Source organism: Pseudarthrobacter sp. L19 (genome assembly GCF_050859435.1).
Classification (GTDB): Bacteria; Actinomycetota; Actinomycetes; order Actinomycetales; family Micrococcaceae; genus Arthrobacter.
Genome location: NZ_CP193935.1, coordinates 2,691,245 through 2,705,938 on the forward strand (window position 1 = coordinate 2,691,245; position 14,694 = coordinate 2,705,938).

12 protein-coding genes, 2 tRNA genes and 2 pseudogenes are annotated in these 14,694 nt (G+C 69.3%); 8 read left to right on the top strand and 8 right to left on the bottom strand.

Going from position 1 to position 14,694, the window contains the following annotated elements; all coding sequences use genetic code 11:
• The first annotated feature begins 62 nt into the window (after positions 1-62).
• Entirely contained in the window at positions 63-1,745 is a 1,683-nt protein-coding gene (gene ettA / locus ACRQ5B_RS12840; protein WP_432394427.1) for an energy-dependent translational throttle protein EttA, read from the top strand.
• An 82-nt stretch (positions 1,746-1,827) separates the two neighbouring features.
• Here ettA and tesB read toward each other — a convergent pair whose 3' ends face one another.
• Entirely contained in the window at positions 1,828-2,754 is a 927-nt protein-coding gene (gene tesB, locus ACRQ5B_RS12845) for an acyl-CoA thioesterase II (protein WP_432394430.1), read from the bottom strand.
• 63 nt (positions 2,755-2,817) lie between these two features.
• Between tesB and ACRQ5B_RS12850 the strand changes: the two genes are divergently transcribed.
• Positions 2,818-3,477 (top strand): hypothetical protein, encoded by a 660-nt coding sequence (locus ACRQ5B_RS12850; protein ID WP_432394433.1) that lies wholly within the window; start codon positions 2,818-2,820, stop codon positions 3,475-3,477.
• Between the two features lie 20 nt (positions 3,478-3,497).
• Here ACRQ5B_RS12850 and ACRQ5B_RS12855 read toward each other — a convergent pair whose 3' ends face one another.
• The 4 genes from ACRQ5B_RS12855 to ACRQ5B_RS12870 all read right to left on the bottom strand — a co-directional run bounded on the left by ACRQ5B_RS12855 (position 3,498) and on the right by ACRQ5B_RS12870 (position 5,925).
• Positions 3,498-4,124, bottom strand: coding sequence for a CG0192-related protein (locus ACRQ5B_RS12855; protein ID WP_432394436.1), 627 nt, complete (start codon positions 4,122-4,124; stop codon positions 3,498-3,500).
• Between the two features lie 79 nt (positions 4,125-4,203).
• The gene (locus ACRQ5B_RS12860; protein WP_432394439.1) at positions 4,204-4,659 is read right to left on the bottom strand and encodes a GNAT family N-acetyltransferase; all 456 of its coding nucleotides are present in this window, start codon (positions 4,657-4,659) and stop codon (positions 4,204-4,206) included.
• 139 nt (positions 4,660-4,798) lie between these two features.
• Complete coding sequence (locus tag ACRQ5B_RS12865; protein ID WP_364135146.1) at positions 4,799-5,257, bottom strand: globin; 459 nt, start codon at positions 5,255-5,257, stop codon at positions 4,799-4,801.
• Positions 5,257-5,925, bottom strand: a complete 669-nt coding sequence (locus tag ACRQ5B_RS12870; RefSeq protein WP_432398762.1) for a mechanosensitive ion channel family protein — start codon at positions 5,923-5,925, stop codon at positions 5,257-5,259. Before ACRQ5B_RS12870 ends, ACRQ5B_RS12865 begins: the two co-directional genes overlap by 1 nt.
• 88 nt (positions 5,926-6,013) lie before the next feature.
• Between ACRQ5B_RS12870 and ACRQ5B_RS12875 the strand changes: the two are divergent.
• Positions 6,014-7,032 (top strand): annotated as a pseudogene (locus ACRQ5B_RS12875) (NAD-dependent epimerase/dehydratase family protein).
• Positions 7,033-7,062: 30 nt separating this feature from the next.
• Here ACRQ5B_RS12875 and ACRQ5B_RS12880 read toward each other — a convergent pair.
• Together ACRQ5B_RS12880 and pepN are read right to left on the bottom strand one after the other, a co-directional pair.
• On the bottom strand, positions 7,063-7,530 hold the full coding sequence (locus ACRQ5B_RS12880; protein ID WP_432394442.1) for an OsmC family protein: 468 nt from the start codon (positions 7,528-7,530) through the stop codon (positions 7,063-7,065).
• A 110-nt stretch (positions 7,531-7,640) separates the two neighbouring features.
• Positions 7,641-10,195 (bottom strand): annotated as a pseudogene (gene pepN, locus ACRQ5B_RS12885) (aminopeptidase N).
• A 141-nt stretch (positions 10,196-10,336) separates the two neighbouring features.
• On the opposite strand from pepN, the gene ACRQ5B_RS12890 reads away from it, so the two are divergent.
• The 3 genes from ACRQ5B_RS12890 to ACRQ5B_RS12900 all read left to right on the top strand — a co-directional run bounded on the left by ACRQ5B_RS12890 (position 10,337) and on the right by ACRQ5B_RS12900 (position 12,826).
• The gene (locus ACRQ5B_RS12890; RefSeq protein WP_432394445.1) at positions 10,337-11,338 is read left to right on the top strand and encodes a hypothetical protein; all 1,002 of its coding nucleotides are present in this window, start codon (positions 10,337-10,339) and stop codon (positions 11,336-11,338) included.
• 64 nt (positions 11,339-11,402) lie between these two features.
• Entirely contained in the window at positions 11,403-11,897 is a 495-nt protein-coding gene (locus ACRQ5B_RS12895; protein WP_432394446.1) for a ribose-5-phosphate isomerase, read from the top strand.
• Entirely contained in the window at positions 11,897-12,826 is a 930-nt protein-coding gene (locus tag ACRQ5B_RS12900) for an Fpg/Nei family DNA glycosylase (protein WP_432394448.1), read from the top strand. Before ACRQ5B_RS12895 ends, ACRQ5B_RS12900 begins: the two co-directional genes overlap by 1 nt.
• Positions 12,827-12,899: 73 nt before the next feature.
• Here the strand turns inward: ACRQ5B_RS12900 and ACRQ5B_RS12905 are convergent.
• Positions 12,900-12,970, bottom strand: a tRNA-Gly gene (locus ACRQ5B_RS12905).
• Positions 12,971-13,100: 130 nt separating this feature from the next.
• On the opposite strand from ACRQ5B_RS12905, the gene ACRQ5B_RS12910 reads away from it, so the two are divergent.
• Together ACRQ5B_RS12910 and tig are read left to right on the top strand one after the other, a co-directional pair.
• Positions 13,101-13,175: transfer RNA gene (locus ACRQ5B_RS12910), tRNA-Pro, on the top strand.
• Between the two features lie 68 nt (positions 13,176-13,243).
• Positions 13,244-14,635 (top strand): trigger factor, encoded by a 1,392-nt coding sequence (gene tig, locus ACRQ5B_RS12915; protein WP_432394451.1) that lies wholly within the window; start codon positions 13,244-13,246, stop codon positions 14,633-14,635.
• Positions 14,636-14,694: the final 59 nt, after the last annotated feature.

The window sequence follows — 14,694 nt, forward strand, 5'->3', positions numbered from 1 at the left end:
GCAGCGCGGAACCTGCGCCTCGGAATGTGAGTTATCAGCGCCGAACCACTAGATTTGAGAGTATGGCGGAATTTATCTACACAATGACCAAGGCCCGTAAGGCCGTTGGCGAAAAACTCATCCTCGACGACGTGAGTATGTCCTTCTTCCCCGGTGCCAAGATCGGTGTTGTCGGCCCGAACGGTGCCGGTAAGTCCACCATCCTCAAGATCATGGCCGGCCTGGACACTCCCTCGAACGGCGAGGCCCGGCTGAGCCCCGGCTACACCGTCGGCATCCTGCTGCAGGAGCCGCCGCTGAACGAGGAAAAGACCGTCCTCGGCAACGTCCAGGAGGGCGTGGGCGAGATCTACGGCAAGATCCAGCGCTTCAACGAGATCTCCGAAGAGATGGCCAACCCGGACGCCGACTACGACGCCCTGCTCGAAGAGATGGGCCAGCTGCAGGAAGCGATCGACGCCGCCGACGCCTGGGACCTCGACTCCCAGCTGGAGCAGGCCATGGACGCCCTGCGCTGCCCGCCGGCCGACGCCGACGTCACCGTGCTCTCCGGTGGTGAGCGCCGCCGCGTCGCCCTCTGCAAGCTCCTGCTGCAGAAGCCCGACCTGCTGCTCCTCGACGAGCCCACCAACCACCTCGACGCCGAGAGCGTGCTCTGGCTCGAACAGCACCTCTCCTCGTACCCCGGCGCCGTCCTGGCCGTCACCCACGACCGGTACTTCCTGGACCACGTGGCCGAATGGATCGCCGAAGTGGACCGCGGCCACCTCTACCCGTACGAGGGCAACTACTCCACCTACCTCGAGAAGAAGCGCGCCCGCCTGGAAATCCAGGGCAAGAAGGACGCCAAGCAGGCCAAGCGCCTCGCCGAGGAACTCGACTGGGTGCGCTCCAACGCCAAGGGCCGCCAGACCAAGTCCAAGGCCCGTCTGGCCCGCTACGAGGAAATGGCCGCCGAGGCGGACCGGACCCGCAAGCTCGACTTCGAAGAGATCCAGATCCCGCCGGGACCGCGCCTGGGCGGACTGGTCCTGGAGGCGAAGAACCTGCAGAAGGGGTTCGAGGACCGGATGCTGATCGACGGCCTGTCGTTCTCGCTGCCGCGCAACGGCATCGTCGGCGTCATCGGCCCCAACGGCGTCGGCAAGACCACCCTGTTCAAGACCATCGTCGGCCTGGAGCCGCTCGACGGCGGCGAACTCAAGGTCGGCGACTCGGTGAAGATCTCCTACGCGGACCAGAGCCGCGGCGGCATCGACCCGAACAAGACCCTTTGGGAGGTCGTCTCCGACGGACTCGACTTCATCCAGGTCGGCCAGGTCGAAATGCCGTCCCGCGCCTACGTCGCCGCCTTCGGCTTCAAGGGCCCGGACCAGCAGAAGAAGGCCGGCGTCCTCTCCGGCGGTGAGCGCAACCGCCTGAACCTCGCGCTGACCCTTAAGCAGGGCGGAAACCTGCTGCTCCTCGACGAACCGACCAACGACCTCGACGTCGAAACCCTCAGCAGCCTCGAGAACGCCCTGCTGGAATTCCCCGGCTGCGCCGTCGTCGTCTCGCACGACCGCTGGTTCCTCGACCGGGTGGCCACCCACATCCTCGCCTACGAAGGTGACGAGGAGAACCCCTCCAAGTGGTACTGGTTCGAGGGCAACTTCGAATCCTACGAGGAGAACAAGGTGGAGCGCCTCGGCCCCGACGCGGCCAAGCCGCACCGGGTCACCCACCGCCGCCTGACCCGCGACTAGTTCCGCGGCCGGCCCGCCAACGCAAAAGCCCTGCGCATCCCCGAGAGGGGTGCGCAGGGCTTTGCGTTAGAGGCGTTCGCAGTTACTGCGGCGTCGGCTCGGTGGGCAACCGGATCATGCCCTCCTGCGCCACGGTAGCGACGTGCCGGCCGTCGCGGCTGAAGATCTTCCCGGTGGCCAGGCCCCGGGCGCCCTGGGCGCTGGGGGATTCCTGCACGTACAGCAGCCACTCGTCCACACGCACCGGACGGTGCCACCACATGGCGTGGTCCAGGCTCGCCACGGACATCCCCGGCGTAATCCAGCTCATACCGTGCCGGCGCAGCACCGACTCCAGGAGGGTGTAGTCGCTGGCGTAGGCCAGCGCGGCACGGTGCAGGCCGGGATCGTCCGGCATCGGGCCGAAGGTCCGCATCCACACGGCGTTGCGGGCCTCCTTGGGCCCCTCGGCCGAGACATACAGGGCCGGGTCCACGTGCCGGATGTCGAAGGGCCGCTCATAGGCCCAGTGCCGGGCCACCGGGTGGTCGAACTTGCCCAGCAGGTCGGCCGTGCTCGGTAGCGACTCCGGGTCCGGGATTCCCTCCGGCATCTGTGTCTGGTGCTCGATGCCCTCATCCTCGTCCTGGAAGGAGGCGATCATCGACAGGATCGGCTTGCCGTCCTGGTACGCGTGGACCCGGCGGGCCGAGAAGGAGCGCCCGTCGCGGAGCCGCTGGACGCCGAAGGTGATGGGCTGGTTCGCGTCGCCCGGCCGCAAGAAATAGCCGTGCATCGAGTGCACGCCCCGGCCCTCGGGAACGGTCCGGCTGCCGGCCACCAGCGACTGGGCCAGCACCTGGCCGCCGAACACCCGCTGCCGGGGCTGCTTCTGCGACGGGCCCAGGAAAATGTCCTCGTCCGTCCGGGCACCCTGAAGTTCGCCCAGGTCCAGAAGGTGGATGAGCGAGGTGGTCGGGTCCTCCGGGGGTGCGGGTGCGGCCTGCACTGCGGCTTCGGCTTCAGTCATGGTTTGACTTTAGACGGCGGCTCGGCCGGGCTCCAAAGAGGCTCAGCCGGTAAAGTCGGGAATGTGTCTGATGTCCTCACCGAGTCCCTGCAGTTCTCCGATCCCCGCGACCTTGCCGACCTGCGCACCTTCGCCACCAGGGCCAAGGCGGTGGACGACGGCGGCATCCGCCTCAGCGCCGACGGCACCGTCCTGGCCGCCTACGTCTGCCTCCTGCGGCCGCGGTTGCTGGGCGAGGGAACGCCGACCATCCTGGGCCTGCGCACCATGGCTCTGGCCGTGCCGGCCCGGCTGGACGTGACGGTGCCGCTCTCGGCGGTGCTGGACCGGCTCGCCCGATCGGGGCCCGACGACGTCGACCTTCCCGTCCCGCCGATGACCCTGCGGGAATCCTGGGCCGGCGTCGGAGCACCCCGCGGCGGCTGGGAACCTGCCGGCACCGTCCCTGACGCCGAACTGCGGCGGGTGGCGGAGGAGGGGATCAGGGAGATTGCCGGCATCATCCCGGACAAGCCCGGCGCCCTGATCGTGAACAACGCCCGCGCCACCGTCTGGGGCCGGCCGTTGCCGGCGGTCCACGGGTTGCCCGCCGGGGCGGCCTTCGCGGTGCTGACCCTGGGCTTCCTGGCCGAGGGGGAGCAGTCCGTCTTCCGGGCCGACACGTGGTTCCGGCTCAGCAGCCCCCGCGGCCACGTGCTGGTCCGAGCGGGCTCTGGTCTCTAGCCGGACCCCGCGACGACGCCCTAGCCTTCCGTGACGGCGGCGAGGGCCACCGGCGTGTCCTGACCCTCCCAGGTGCCGGCCAGGGAGCGGGCCGCCGGCGGGACAGCGGGGTCGAGCCGCCGGTGGACCATGATCTCCAGCGCACCGGAGCGGATCACGGTCCCTTCAGCGGTGTCGCTGGCCGTGACGTCGCCGACCTCCGGAACCGATATACCCGCGGAGCCCGTGCCGTGCACGGTGACCGATTCGGGGAGCACCCTCTGGCCGCCGTCGACCTGCAGGACATGCTGTGCCTGCGGCGTGCCGGCCAGGATGGCACCGGCCAGCGCGCGGACGTAGGCCGGGTCCGTACACGCGTCGTAGACCCAGCGGCTGCCCAGGACGGAGTGTTCCATGGTGCCGACCAGGTGGTCATCGGCGCCGGGCAGGGGAGCGCCCCGGTAGCTGAGCGGCACCTGGAACACGGCGCCGCCGGAACGCACCAGGATGGTCTCCAGGCCCACCTCTCCCTCCGGGTCGTCGAAGCGGAAGTGTCCGGCCTTCTCCGGGGCGGACCCGGTGTCCGGGAACCAGGACCGGCCGGGGAGCCAGCGCTCGAGGAGTTCCATCTTGGAGGGGGTCAACGTTGCCTGATGAATGATCGCCATGACCGCCAGCCTAGACCCGGCCGCGCCGGGCAGCGGGCGGAAAGGCTCGCAAACGGGCCGGTACGGGTGGAGACGCAGCTTAGAAGGTCAGCACGTTCAGTTCCTCCGCCGGCACAAAGCCCAGCCGAGCGTAAAAGTTCCGGGACTCCGACGACGGGGAGAGAAGCATGCGGACCGCGTTGATCTCCCGCGAATAGGCCAGGGCGGCCTCCACCAGCTGCGCCCCGATGCCGGCGTTCCTGCGGTCGGGAAGCACGTAGACGTTGCCCAGGTACACCCAGCGCGAGATGTCCTTGCCGGGCTTGGGCATGCGTTCGAACACCATGAGGTTCAGCATGCCCACGGGAACGCCGTCGTCCTCGGCGAGGAAGAAGGTCCGCGGATTGGCCTCCAGCCACCTCTTGAGCGCGGCGAGGAACTTTTCAGGGTCAACGGTCGTGCCATCGGCGGCGGGTGCCTGTTCGGCCGCCCAGGTGGCCCGCAAAGCGGCAAGGGCGGGCAGGTCGCCGTTGACCGTTTCGCGAATCGTGATCATGGCTCCAGCCTAGGCGGGGAACCCCTTGCAAGGTCATACCCGGGTGGGTATTATTATTTTCAGAAAGACCCCGGAGGCATCCCCCCAAGTGCCTCCGGGGTTCTTTCTCTGTGTGCGGGCGGCAAGCGGCGCGACCGGCCTAGGCTCCGGACGGGCTGTTGACCATGGAGAGGGCGGCCCGCTCCATGTAGTCCCACAGGGTTCCCTCGTAGAGCGGCGGGAGCTCCAGGGCATCGACGGCGGTGCGCATGTGCCGGAGCCAGGCGTCCTTGGCCTCCGGGGTCACGCGGAACGGCTGGTGCCGCATCCGGAGCCGGGGGTGGCCGCGTTCCTCGCCATAAGTGGTGGGACCTCCCCAGTACTGCTCCAGGAACATGAGGAAGCGGCGCTTCGCCGGAGCGAGGTCCTCCTCCGGGTACATGGGCCGCAGCAGCGGGTCGGTGGCGACGCCGTCGTAGAACACGTCGATGAGCTTGACGAACGTCTCGTGCCCGCCGACGGCGTCGTAGAAGTTGTCGGTGTAGCCGGGCTTGCTGAACGGGTCGTTCTGCATCAGCTGCCGGGGCTGGCGGGGGTCTCCGCCGAGGGGGATGGTCATTACTCTCCGGCTTTCTGCTGGGGTGCGGCGTCGGCGGCGGCCGCCGGGCCGGACTCGTCGTCGGGGGTCGGGGTGTAGGTGCCCTGGGAGCGGTTGCCCACGCGGAGGATTTCGCCGTTGCGCAGGTACCAGATGGTGCCGTCGTCGGCGCGGACCCGGGTGATGCGCAGGCCCATCGACTCCACAGTGCCCACCACCTCGGAGGTTTCGATGATGTCGCCGATGCCGTACTGGTCCTCGATGGTGATGAAGATCCCGGCCAGGAAGTCGCGGATGAGCTGCTGGGCGCCGAAGCCGATCGCGACACCCAGGATGCCGACGCTGGTCAGCAGCGGCGCGATGTTGACGTCGAGGTACTGCAGCACGTACATCGCGGTGATCACGACGACGAGGACGCTCACCACACTGGTCAGCAGCGCGCCGATGGTGCGGGCCCGCTGCTCCCGGCGCTGGTGGTCGAGGGCGCGCAGGGCGGGGGCCACCCAGCGGAACCGCGGCTTCTTGAAGAAGGTGCTGCCCGCGGCGACGCGCTTGGTGATCCCGGAAATCACGAAGGACGCCACCAGCCAGACAAGGACGCCCACACCGATGCTGATCAGTGCTCCGGGCACGTTGATGGCGGAGACGTCGAGCGGGGTCAGGGGTTCGGGGGTGGTGAAGCTCAAGATCAAGTGGTACTGCTCCTTCGGCACGCCCGCGTTCGCCGGCCGCATAAGACTCTGTTCACTGTCCAGACTAGCGCCGTAGCGTGGCCCCATGCGCATCCTCGTCCTTGGTGGCACCGCCTTCCTCTCTGCCGAAATCGCCCGGCAGGCGGTAGCCGCCGGCCACGAAGTCACGTGCCTGGCCCGCGGATCCCGGACCGCGCCGCCGGAGGGTGCCAGCTGGCTCCAGGCGGACCGCTCACAGGGTCCGGCTGCCTACGCCGGGGCCGTGCACGCGGGGAGTGGGACGCCGTCGTCGACGTCGCCCGCGACCCCGGGCAGGCGGAGGACGCCCTCGTGGCGCTCGCCGGCCGTGCCCGGCACTGGACCTTCATCTCCAGCTGTTCGGTCTACGCGGACACCTCGGTCCCCGGAACGGCGGAGGACGCCGCCGTGCTGGAGCCGCTGCCGGCCGGAACGCCGGCGACGATGGAGAACTACGGTGCAGCGAAGTCCGCGATTGAACACCTGACCCTGGAACTGGCCGGGGACACGGCGCACCTGTGCCGGCCGGGCCTGATCGGCGGGCCCGGGGACGAATCGGACCGCTACGGGTACTGGCCGGCCCGCTTCGCCCGGGACCTTGGACCTGTCCTCGTCCCGGACACTCCGGCGGCGTTGACCCAGATCATCGACGTCCGGGACCTGGCCGCCTGGGTCCTGGCCGCGGCGGAACGGGGCGTCGCCGGGCCGCTGAACGCGGTCGGCGATCCCGTGCCGTTCGCCGAGTACCTCGATGAATCACGGCGTCTCGACGGGGGAACAGCGGCGGTCGTGGCCGCGCCGCCCGACTGGCTCGCCTCGCGCGGGGTGAACTACTGGGCAGGTCCGGACTCCCTGCCGCTGTGGCTGCCGCCGGGCCACGAGGGATTCACGACCCGCAGCAACGCCGCCGCGGTTGCGGCCGGACTCCGGTTGCGGCCGTGGACCCGGACGCTGGCTGACAGTCTCGACGACGAGCGGCGCCGGGGGCTGGACCGGGAACGCAGGGCCGGACTCAGCCCGGAAACCGAGCAGCGGCTGCTGGAGGAATGGCGGGACGCTACGGGCCCGGTTGCCTACTCGGGGTAGTTGCTGCCCCAGGCTGGCGGCGCCGAACCGTCAGCCGGCGGACGCCTCGTGCCGGACCGGGAAGTTGACGCTGCGGGCGATGAAGCAGAGCGAGTTGGCCTCGTGGTGCATCTCGGCCATGGTGTCCGGGGCCACCGGGTCCTTCGTGGCCACCACCGGGCGCAGCGTGACCGACTCGAACTGGCCGCTTCCGTCCCGGTTGGTCCGCATCAGCCCCTCGGCCTGGTCCCGGTAGCCGGTGACCACCACGCCGTGCTTTACCGCCACGTGCAGGAAGGAGAGCATGTGGCACTGGCTCAGCGCGGCCAGGAGCAGCTGCTCGGGGTTGTACCGGCCGGGGTCGCCGCGGAAGGTCGGGTCCGCCGAGCCCTTGAGGACCGGCAGGCCCGGAATCTCGATCTCGTGGTCGCGGCTGTACGCCCGGTAGCCGGACGTCCCCTCGCCGAGGTTGCCCGTCCAGGTGACCGTCAGGGCGTAGTGGTGCTCGTCCAGGCTCATGCGGCAAGTCTAGGACACGTCCCCGCCCAACTGGCTGGCAGCAGGGGCCGTTCTGAGCATCCAAAACGGCCTTAGCTGCGAGCTAGTTGGGCGGGGTGGGGGCTTCCTGCCTAGCCGATGTCCGCGGCGCGGGCGCGCAGGGCGCGGGCCACGCCGTCACGGTTCTCCAGCATCATCCGGCGCAGCGCGGCGCTGTCCGCCGGCAGCGAGGCGAGGAACTGGTCCGTGCGGTCCACGGTGGACTGGGTGGTCAGCTGCGCCGGGTAGAGCCCGACGACGATCTGCTGGGCCAGGGCGTGGGTGCGGTCCCGGACGATCCCGGGGACGGCCTCGAAATACTTCTCCGCGTAGGGCTCCAGCAGCGCGGTGTCCAGCACCCGGGTGAAGCCGGCGACGGCGGAGCCCTGCAGCGCGTTGGACAGCTCACCCGTGACCACTATCGACTCCCAGGCGGCGGCCTTGGCCTCCGGGGTGGGGATGGCGGCCGTGGCCTGGGCGGCCGCGTTCTGGCCGGTGGCGGTGTTGTCGTGCTCGAGCTCGGCGTCGATCTCCGCCTTGCCGGCCCGGCCGCCCACCACCAGGGAGGTGATCAGTTCCCAGCGCAGGTCCTGGTCCACGGTGAGGCCCGGCAGCTCGCGGGAGCCGTCCAGCAGCCCGGCGACCGTGTCGAACTGCGCACCCGTGCGGGCCAGCAGGGCGTAGGACTTCACGAACTGCAGCTGGGCATCGGAGCCGGCGGCCACGCGGGAGGCGAGGTCCCAGAGCCGGTCCGCGGCGGCGGCCGCCGTGGCGTCCTTGTGCTCGGCGGCGACGTAGAAGTTCAGCGTGGCGGCCAGCTGGCGCAGCTGCACCAGGATCACCGAGGAATCCGTCTCCTCCGCGATGTTGGCCAGGATCAGCTCCACGTAGCAGCGCGCCGGGGTTTCGCCGTCGCGCGCCGCGTCCCAGGCCGAGCCCCAGACCAGGGTCCGTGGCAGGCTGCGGCCGAAGTCCTTCAGGTGCGCCGTGGCGGTGGCCCACGACTGCGGATCAAGCCGAACCTTCGCATAGGCCAGGTCGTCGTCGTTGAGCAGGATCAGGTCCGGCCGCGCCAGCCCGGCCAGGGCCGGGACCTCGGTGCGCGCGCCGTCGACGTCGAGCTCCTCGCGGTGCACACGCTCCAGCTTGCAGGCGCCGTCGAGGTTGTAGAAGCCCACGGCGAGCCGGTGCGGGCGGATGGTCGGCTGCGCCTCGGTGGCCGACTGCAGGATCGCGAAGGACGTGATGGTCCCGCCGGCATCGACCTCGAGCTCGGGCTTCAGCGTGTTCACTCCGGCGGTCTCCAGCCAGAGCTTGCCCCACTGGTCCAGGTCGCGGCCGCTGGCCTGCTCCAGCTCCACCATCAGGTCCGCCAGCTCAGTGTTCTTCCACGAGTGCTTGCGGAAGTACTCGCGGACGCCGGCCATGAACTCCTCCGGACCCACCCAGGCCACCAGTTGCCGCAGCACCGAGGCGCCCTTGGCGTAGGTGATGCCGTCGAAGTTGACCTCGACGTCCTGCAGGTCGTTGATCTCGGCGAAGATCGGGTGCGTGGTGGGCAGCTGGTCCTGGCGGTAGGCCCAAGACTTCTCCACCGAGGCGAAGGTGGTCCACGCGGCGTCGAATTTGGTGTTTTCGACGGCGGCGAGGTGGGACATGTACTCGGCGAAGGACTCGTTAAGCCAGAGGTCGTTCCACCAGCGCATCGTCACCAGGTCGCCGAACCACATGTGGGCCAGTTCGTGCAGGACGGTGATGGCGCGCCGCTCCACCTGGGCCCCCGTGACCTTGCTGCGGAAGACGTAGCCCTCCAGGATGGTCACCGCGCCGGCGTTCTCCATGGCGCCGGCGTTGAACTCCGGCACGAAGAGCTGGTCGTACTTGTCGAACGGGTAGGGGCAGCCGAACTGCGCCTCGAAGAACTCAAAGCCCTGGCGGGTCAGTTCGAAGATGTTGTCCGCGTCCAGGTACTGCATGAGGGACTTGCGGGCAAAGACGCCCAGCGGCGTGACCTTGCCGGTGGCGGAAACCACCTCGCTGCGGACGCTCTGGTAAGGGCCGGCAATCAGCGCGGTGACATAGGAGGACAGGCGTGGGGTGGGCGCGAAGGCCCACACCGAGCGCGCGCCGCCGTCCTCACCCGGGCTGGTCTCGGACGGTGCCGGCGTGGGGGAGTTGGACACCACGTCCCAGTGCGAGGGAGCGGTGACGGTGAACGTGAACGTGGCCTTGAGGTCGGGCTGTTCGAAGACGGCGAACATCCGCCGGGAGTCGGGGACCTCGAACTGGGTGTAGAGGTAGACCTCGCCGTCGACCGGGTCCACGAAGCGGTGCAGGCCCTCGCCGGTGTTCATGTAGGGGCGTCCGCGACCACCACCAGCTCGTTCTCCGCGGCCAGCTCGGGGAGCTGGATGCGGATGCCGTCGGAGACCTCGGCGGGGTCCAGTTCGCGGCCGTTGAGGGTCACGCTGTGCACGGTCCGGGTGACCGCGTCGATGAACGTCGAGGAGCCCTGCGTCGCGGTGAAGCGCACGCGGGTGGTGGAGCCGAAGACGGTGTCGCCCCGGGTCAGGTCCAGGGTCACGTCGTAGGAGTCGACGGCGATCAGGGCGGCGCGCTCGCGGGCTTCGGCGCGTGTGAGGTTCATACCGGGCAAGGGGGCCTCCAGGAATGCGGGAACGGGAAATGGGGATACTGTGAAATCATTCTTTCACGCCTTGCGGCCTTGGCAAGTTGCCCCCGTCACAGCCCGGCCGCCGGTGGCGCGGACGGGGGTAGCGTTGACGGCATGGGAACCTTCCGGGACTCCGTCGACACCAGGGCCGTGCGCTTCGCCATCGGCTTCCCCCTGGTGCTGGCCGCCGCCTTCACGGTGTGCGCGCTCCTGATCCGGTCCCGGCTGCCCGAGCCGCTGGCCGTCCGGTGGTCCGCGGAGGGCGCCGAAAACTTTGCTCCCTTCGCCGCCGTGGTGGGCGTGGGCGCCGCCATGATCGTCCTGACGGGCTGGGCGGTGCTGCTCCAGGCCGCCCCGCTGACCCGGCCCGCCGTGATGCGGCGGATCATGATGGGCGCCGGGCTGGGCCTCAGCCTGTTCGTCACCGCCGTGCTGGCCGCTGTCCTGGTCGGGCAGATCGGACTCTCCGACGCCCGCGCCTCGCACGTGGACGTCACCATTCTGGCGATGGGCAGCGGCGCCGCCCTGGGCCTGGGCGTGGTGATGGGCTTCGTGTTCAAGGCCGATGAGCGCTGGTCCGTCGACGACGAACGCGCCGCCCGCGAGGCGCTCGAACACATCCGCGACCCGGACCTGGCCAGGGACGACGTCCGCCTCTGGGTCCACGCCCGCAGCTCGATCTTCGTGATGCTCGGAATCTCCACGCTGTTCCCGGCGGCGCTGCTCAGCCTGGCCCTGCCCTGGCTCGCGGCCGTCCTGGCGGCCGCGGCGCTCGTGGCAACCCTCTTCCTCTTCGCCCGGGTCAGGGTGGACCGGGCCGGGCTCCGCGTCCTCGCCGCCGGACTGCTTCCCGTGCTGACGGTTCCCGCCGCCGAGATCGGCTCGGCCACCCCGGAACTGGTGCGCGCGGCGGAGCGTGGCGGCTGGGGCTTCCGCCGCCACGGCCGGGACTCCAGCATGCTGGTGGCCAACGGGCCCGCCGTCGTGGTGCAGCGCCTGGGCGGCGGCACCGTGACGGTCAGCGCCGGCGGCCCCGCCACGGCGGACAACGTCGCGCAGACCCTGACCCGCGTGGCTTCCCGGGCCCGCGGCGACGGCGCGCCGCCCCGTCCCTAGTAGGCTGGAGCCACCCCGATCACCACGCCGGATGCCCTCCGGCGACCACAGAATGGATCCGACTGTGACCACCGCCCAGGACCTTCCGCGCGTCCACATCGCCACCGACCACGCCGGCATGGAGCTCAGCGCCCACCTGGTGGAGCACCTCAGCGCCAAGGGCTACGAAGTGGTGGATCACGGACCGAAGGTCTACGACGCGCTCGATGACTACCCGTCCTTCTGCATCAACGCCGCTCTCGCCGTCGTCGCGGACCAGGACGCCGGCGTCCACGCCCTGGGGATTGTCCTGGGCGGGTCCGGCAACGGCGAGCAGATCGCCGCCAACAAGGTCAAGGGCGTCCGTGCGGCCCTGGCGTGGAGCCTGCCCACCGCGAAGCTGGCCCGCGAGCACAACGACGCCAACGTCGTCGCCGTCGGCGGCCGTCAGCACAGCGTCGAGGAGGCCACCGGAATCATCGAGGCGTTCCTGACTGAGCCGTTCAGCCACGACGAGCGCCACGTCCGCCGTATCGGCAAGATCGCCACCTACGAGGCCACCGGCGAGGTCGTCGAGTAGTGCCCGAGGGCCACTCCATCCACCGGCTCGCCCGGCAGTTCGCGGACGTCTTCACGGGTGAGCGGCTGTCCGTCTCCAGTCCGCAGGGACGCTTCGCCGGCGGCGCCGCCCTGCTGGACGGGCACGTCCTCACCGGCTCGACCGCGCACGGCAAGCACCTGTTCCTCCGCTTCGAGCACGGACTGTCCCTGCACGTCCACCTGGGCCTCTACGGCGCCTGGAACTTCGGCGGCGACAGCACTTTCCGGGGCGCCTCCAGCATCGGCGCACCGCGCAGGATCGGGGAGCGGGAGGACCGCGACGCCGATGCCGGTGCCGTGGGTGATGACGCCGCCTACGCCGGCCCACCCGCCCCGGTGGGCGCCGTCCGCGTCCGGCTCGCCGGCAGCCACGGCTGGGCGGACCTGCGCGGGGCGACCACCTGCGAGACCCTCACCGAAGCGGAAACCGACACTGTGATGGCCCGGCTGGGCCCGGACCCGCTGCGAAACCTGCCGGGGGACAGGGAGGCCTTTGTCGCCACACTGGGCCGGCGGAAGACCCCGCTGGCCACCCTGCTCATGGACCAGAAGGTGATTGCCGGCGTCGGGAACGTCTACCGAGCCGAGCTGCTGTTCCGGCAGCGCCTGGACCCCTGGCTGCCCGGTGCCGGGCTCCCGGCCGGGGACGCCGGGCTGCTCTGGGACGACACGGTCGCCGTCATGGCCGACGGCGTGCGCGACGGCCGGATCATTACCACCGGGCCCCGGTACTGGAGCGCCGGGGGAGAGTCCTCCGGCGGAGAGGGTGCTGTCCTTCCCGCTCCGGAGGAGGCGCACTTCGTCTACCGGCGGCAGGGCCAGGACTGCCGGGTCTGCGGCACCCCCGTCTCGCTCGTGGAACACGCAGCCCGCAAGCTGTACTGGTGCACGGTCTGCCAGCAAAGCTAAAACCGTGACGCAAGGCCCGCAGACACACGAAGCGGCCCCTCCGCTGGAGGGGCCCTTCGTGATGTTTTTGGAGAGGGGACGACGGGAATCGAACCCGCGTAATCAGTTTGGAAGACTGAGGCTTTACCATTAAGCTACGTCCCCGGGACTATGCTGGAAATCCAGCAAACTTCCGGTCGGCTGTTCAAGCCGGATACAACTAAACCCAATGCAGCCCCGCAGTGTCAAATGTGCAAATGGCCACACGATGACCTTAGACTGTTCTGTGCACTTACGGGGTGTAGCTCAGCTTGGCTAGAGCGCCTGCTTTGGGAGCAGGAAGTCGCAGGTTCAAATCCTGTCACCCCGACTCTGCAGCAACTGCCGGTCATCGGCGTTGCAGACCCACAATCCCCCAAAACCAGGAGTACTTAGACTGTGAAGAGCGCCGTCGAGAACCTCACCCCTACGCGGGTCAAGCTCAATGTTGAGGTCCCGTTTGAGGAACTGCAGCCCAGCATCGCCGAGGCGTACAAGAGCGTTGCTTCCCAGATTCAGGTACCCGGCTTCCGCAAGGGCAAGGTCCCTTCCAAGCTGATCGACCAGCGCGTCGGCCGTGGCTACGTTCTGGAAACCGCCATCAACGAGGGCCTCAACGGCTGGTACCAGGCCGCCGTCCAGGAGACCGGCATCCGCCCGCTGAGCCGTCCCGAGGTCGAGATCACCGAGGTGCCGGACCCCTCCGCCACCGACGGCGAGCTGAAGTTCCACGCCGAGGTTGACATCCGTCCCGAGATCGAGCTGCCGGACTACGCCGGCATCAAGGTCGAGGTTGCCGCCGCCGAGTCCTCCGAGGCCGACGTCGACAAGGCCCTGGACGAGCTGCGCGGTCGCTTCGGCACGCTCAAGAGCGCTGACCGCCCGGCCGCCGACGGCGACTTCCTGACCATCGACATCACCGCCAGCATCGAGGGTTCCGAGGTTGATTCCGCTTCCGGCCTGTCCTACCAGGTTGGCGCCGGCACCATGCTCGAGGGCCTGGACGAGGCCGTCACCGGCCTCAGCGCCGACGAGGATGCCATCTTCGACACCACCCTGGTGGGCGGCGACCACGCCGGCGAAGCCGCCCAGGTCAAGGTTGTCGTGAAGGCCGTCAAGGAGCGCGAGCTCCCCGAGGCCAACGACGACTTCGCCCAGCTGGCCTCCGAGTTCGACACCCTGGCCGAGCTCCGCGAGGACCTCGCCAAGCAGGCCGCCGACTCCAAGACCGTCGAGCAGGGCGTCGAGGCCCGCGACAAGGTCCTGGACAAGCTCGTAGAAATGATCGAGGTCCCGGTTCCCGAGTCCGTCGTCGAAGAGCAGCTCGAGCAGCACTTCAGCGCCGAGAACAACCACGGTGAAGGCGAGCACGACACCGAGGAGCACCGCGCCGAGGTCAAGGCCAACACCGAGCGCGCCTTCCAGAACGAGATCATCCTTGACGCCATTGCCGAAAAGGAAGAAGTCAACGTCACTCAGAACGAGCTGATCGACTACATCGTCACCACCGCCAGCCAGTACGGCATGGACCCGAACCAGTTCGCCCAGATCATCGATCAGAGCGGCCAGGTCCCGATGATGGTCTCCGAGGTCCGCCGCCGCAAGGCCCTGGCCGTCGTGCTGGGCCAGGCCGAGGTCACCGACTCCGAGGGCAACAAGGTTGACCTGAGCGAGTTCGTCCGCCCCGGCGGCGAAGAGTCCTCCTTCGAGGAAGCTCCGGCCGAGGAAGTGTCCTCCGAGGAAGCCACCGAGGCTCCCAAGAACGACGACCCGGCGGCAGTGAAGTTCTAGCCCGCCCGGCACCCTGAGCAGTGCCCGCACCCCCGGATCAGCGATCCGGGGTGCGGCTT

Excerpts from the sequence above, each read along its gene's own strand:
- ACRQ5B_RS12865 (WP_364135146.1), bottom strand. The coding sequence starts at position 5,257 with ATGACCATCCCCCTCGGCGGAGACCCCCGCCAGCCCCGGCAGCTGATG.
- ACRQ5B_RS12890 (WP_432394445.1), top strand. The coding sequence starts at position 10,337 with ATGGGAACCTTCCGGGACTCCGTCGACACCAGGGCCGTGCGCTTCGCC.
- ettA (WP_432394427.1), top strand. The coding sequence starts at position 63 with ATGGCGGAATTTATCTACACAATGACCAAGGCCCGTAAGGCCGTTGGC.
- tesB (WP_432394430.1), bottom strand. The coding sequence starts at position 2,754 with ATGACTGAAGCCGAAGCCGCAGTGCAGGCCGCACCCGCACCCCCGGAG.
- ACRQ5B_RS12860 (WP_432394439.1), bottom strand. The coding sequence starts at position 4,659 with ATGATCACGATTCGCGAAACGGTCAACGGCGACCTGCCCGCCCTTGCC.
- ACRQ5B_RS12855 (WP_432394436.1), bottom strand. The coding sequence starts at position 4,124 with ATGGCGATCATTCATCAGGCAACGTTGACCCCCTCCAAGATGGAACTC.
- ACRQ5B_RS12880 (WP_432394442.1), bottom strand. The coding sequence starts at position 7,530 with ATGAGCCTGGACGAGCACCACTACGCCCTGACGGTCACCTGGACGGGC.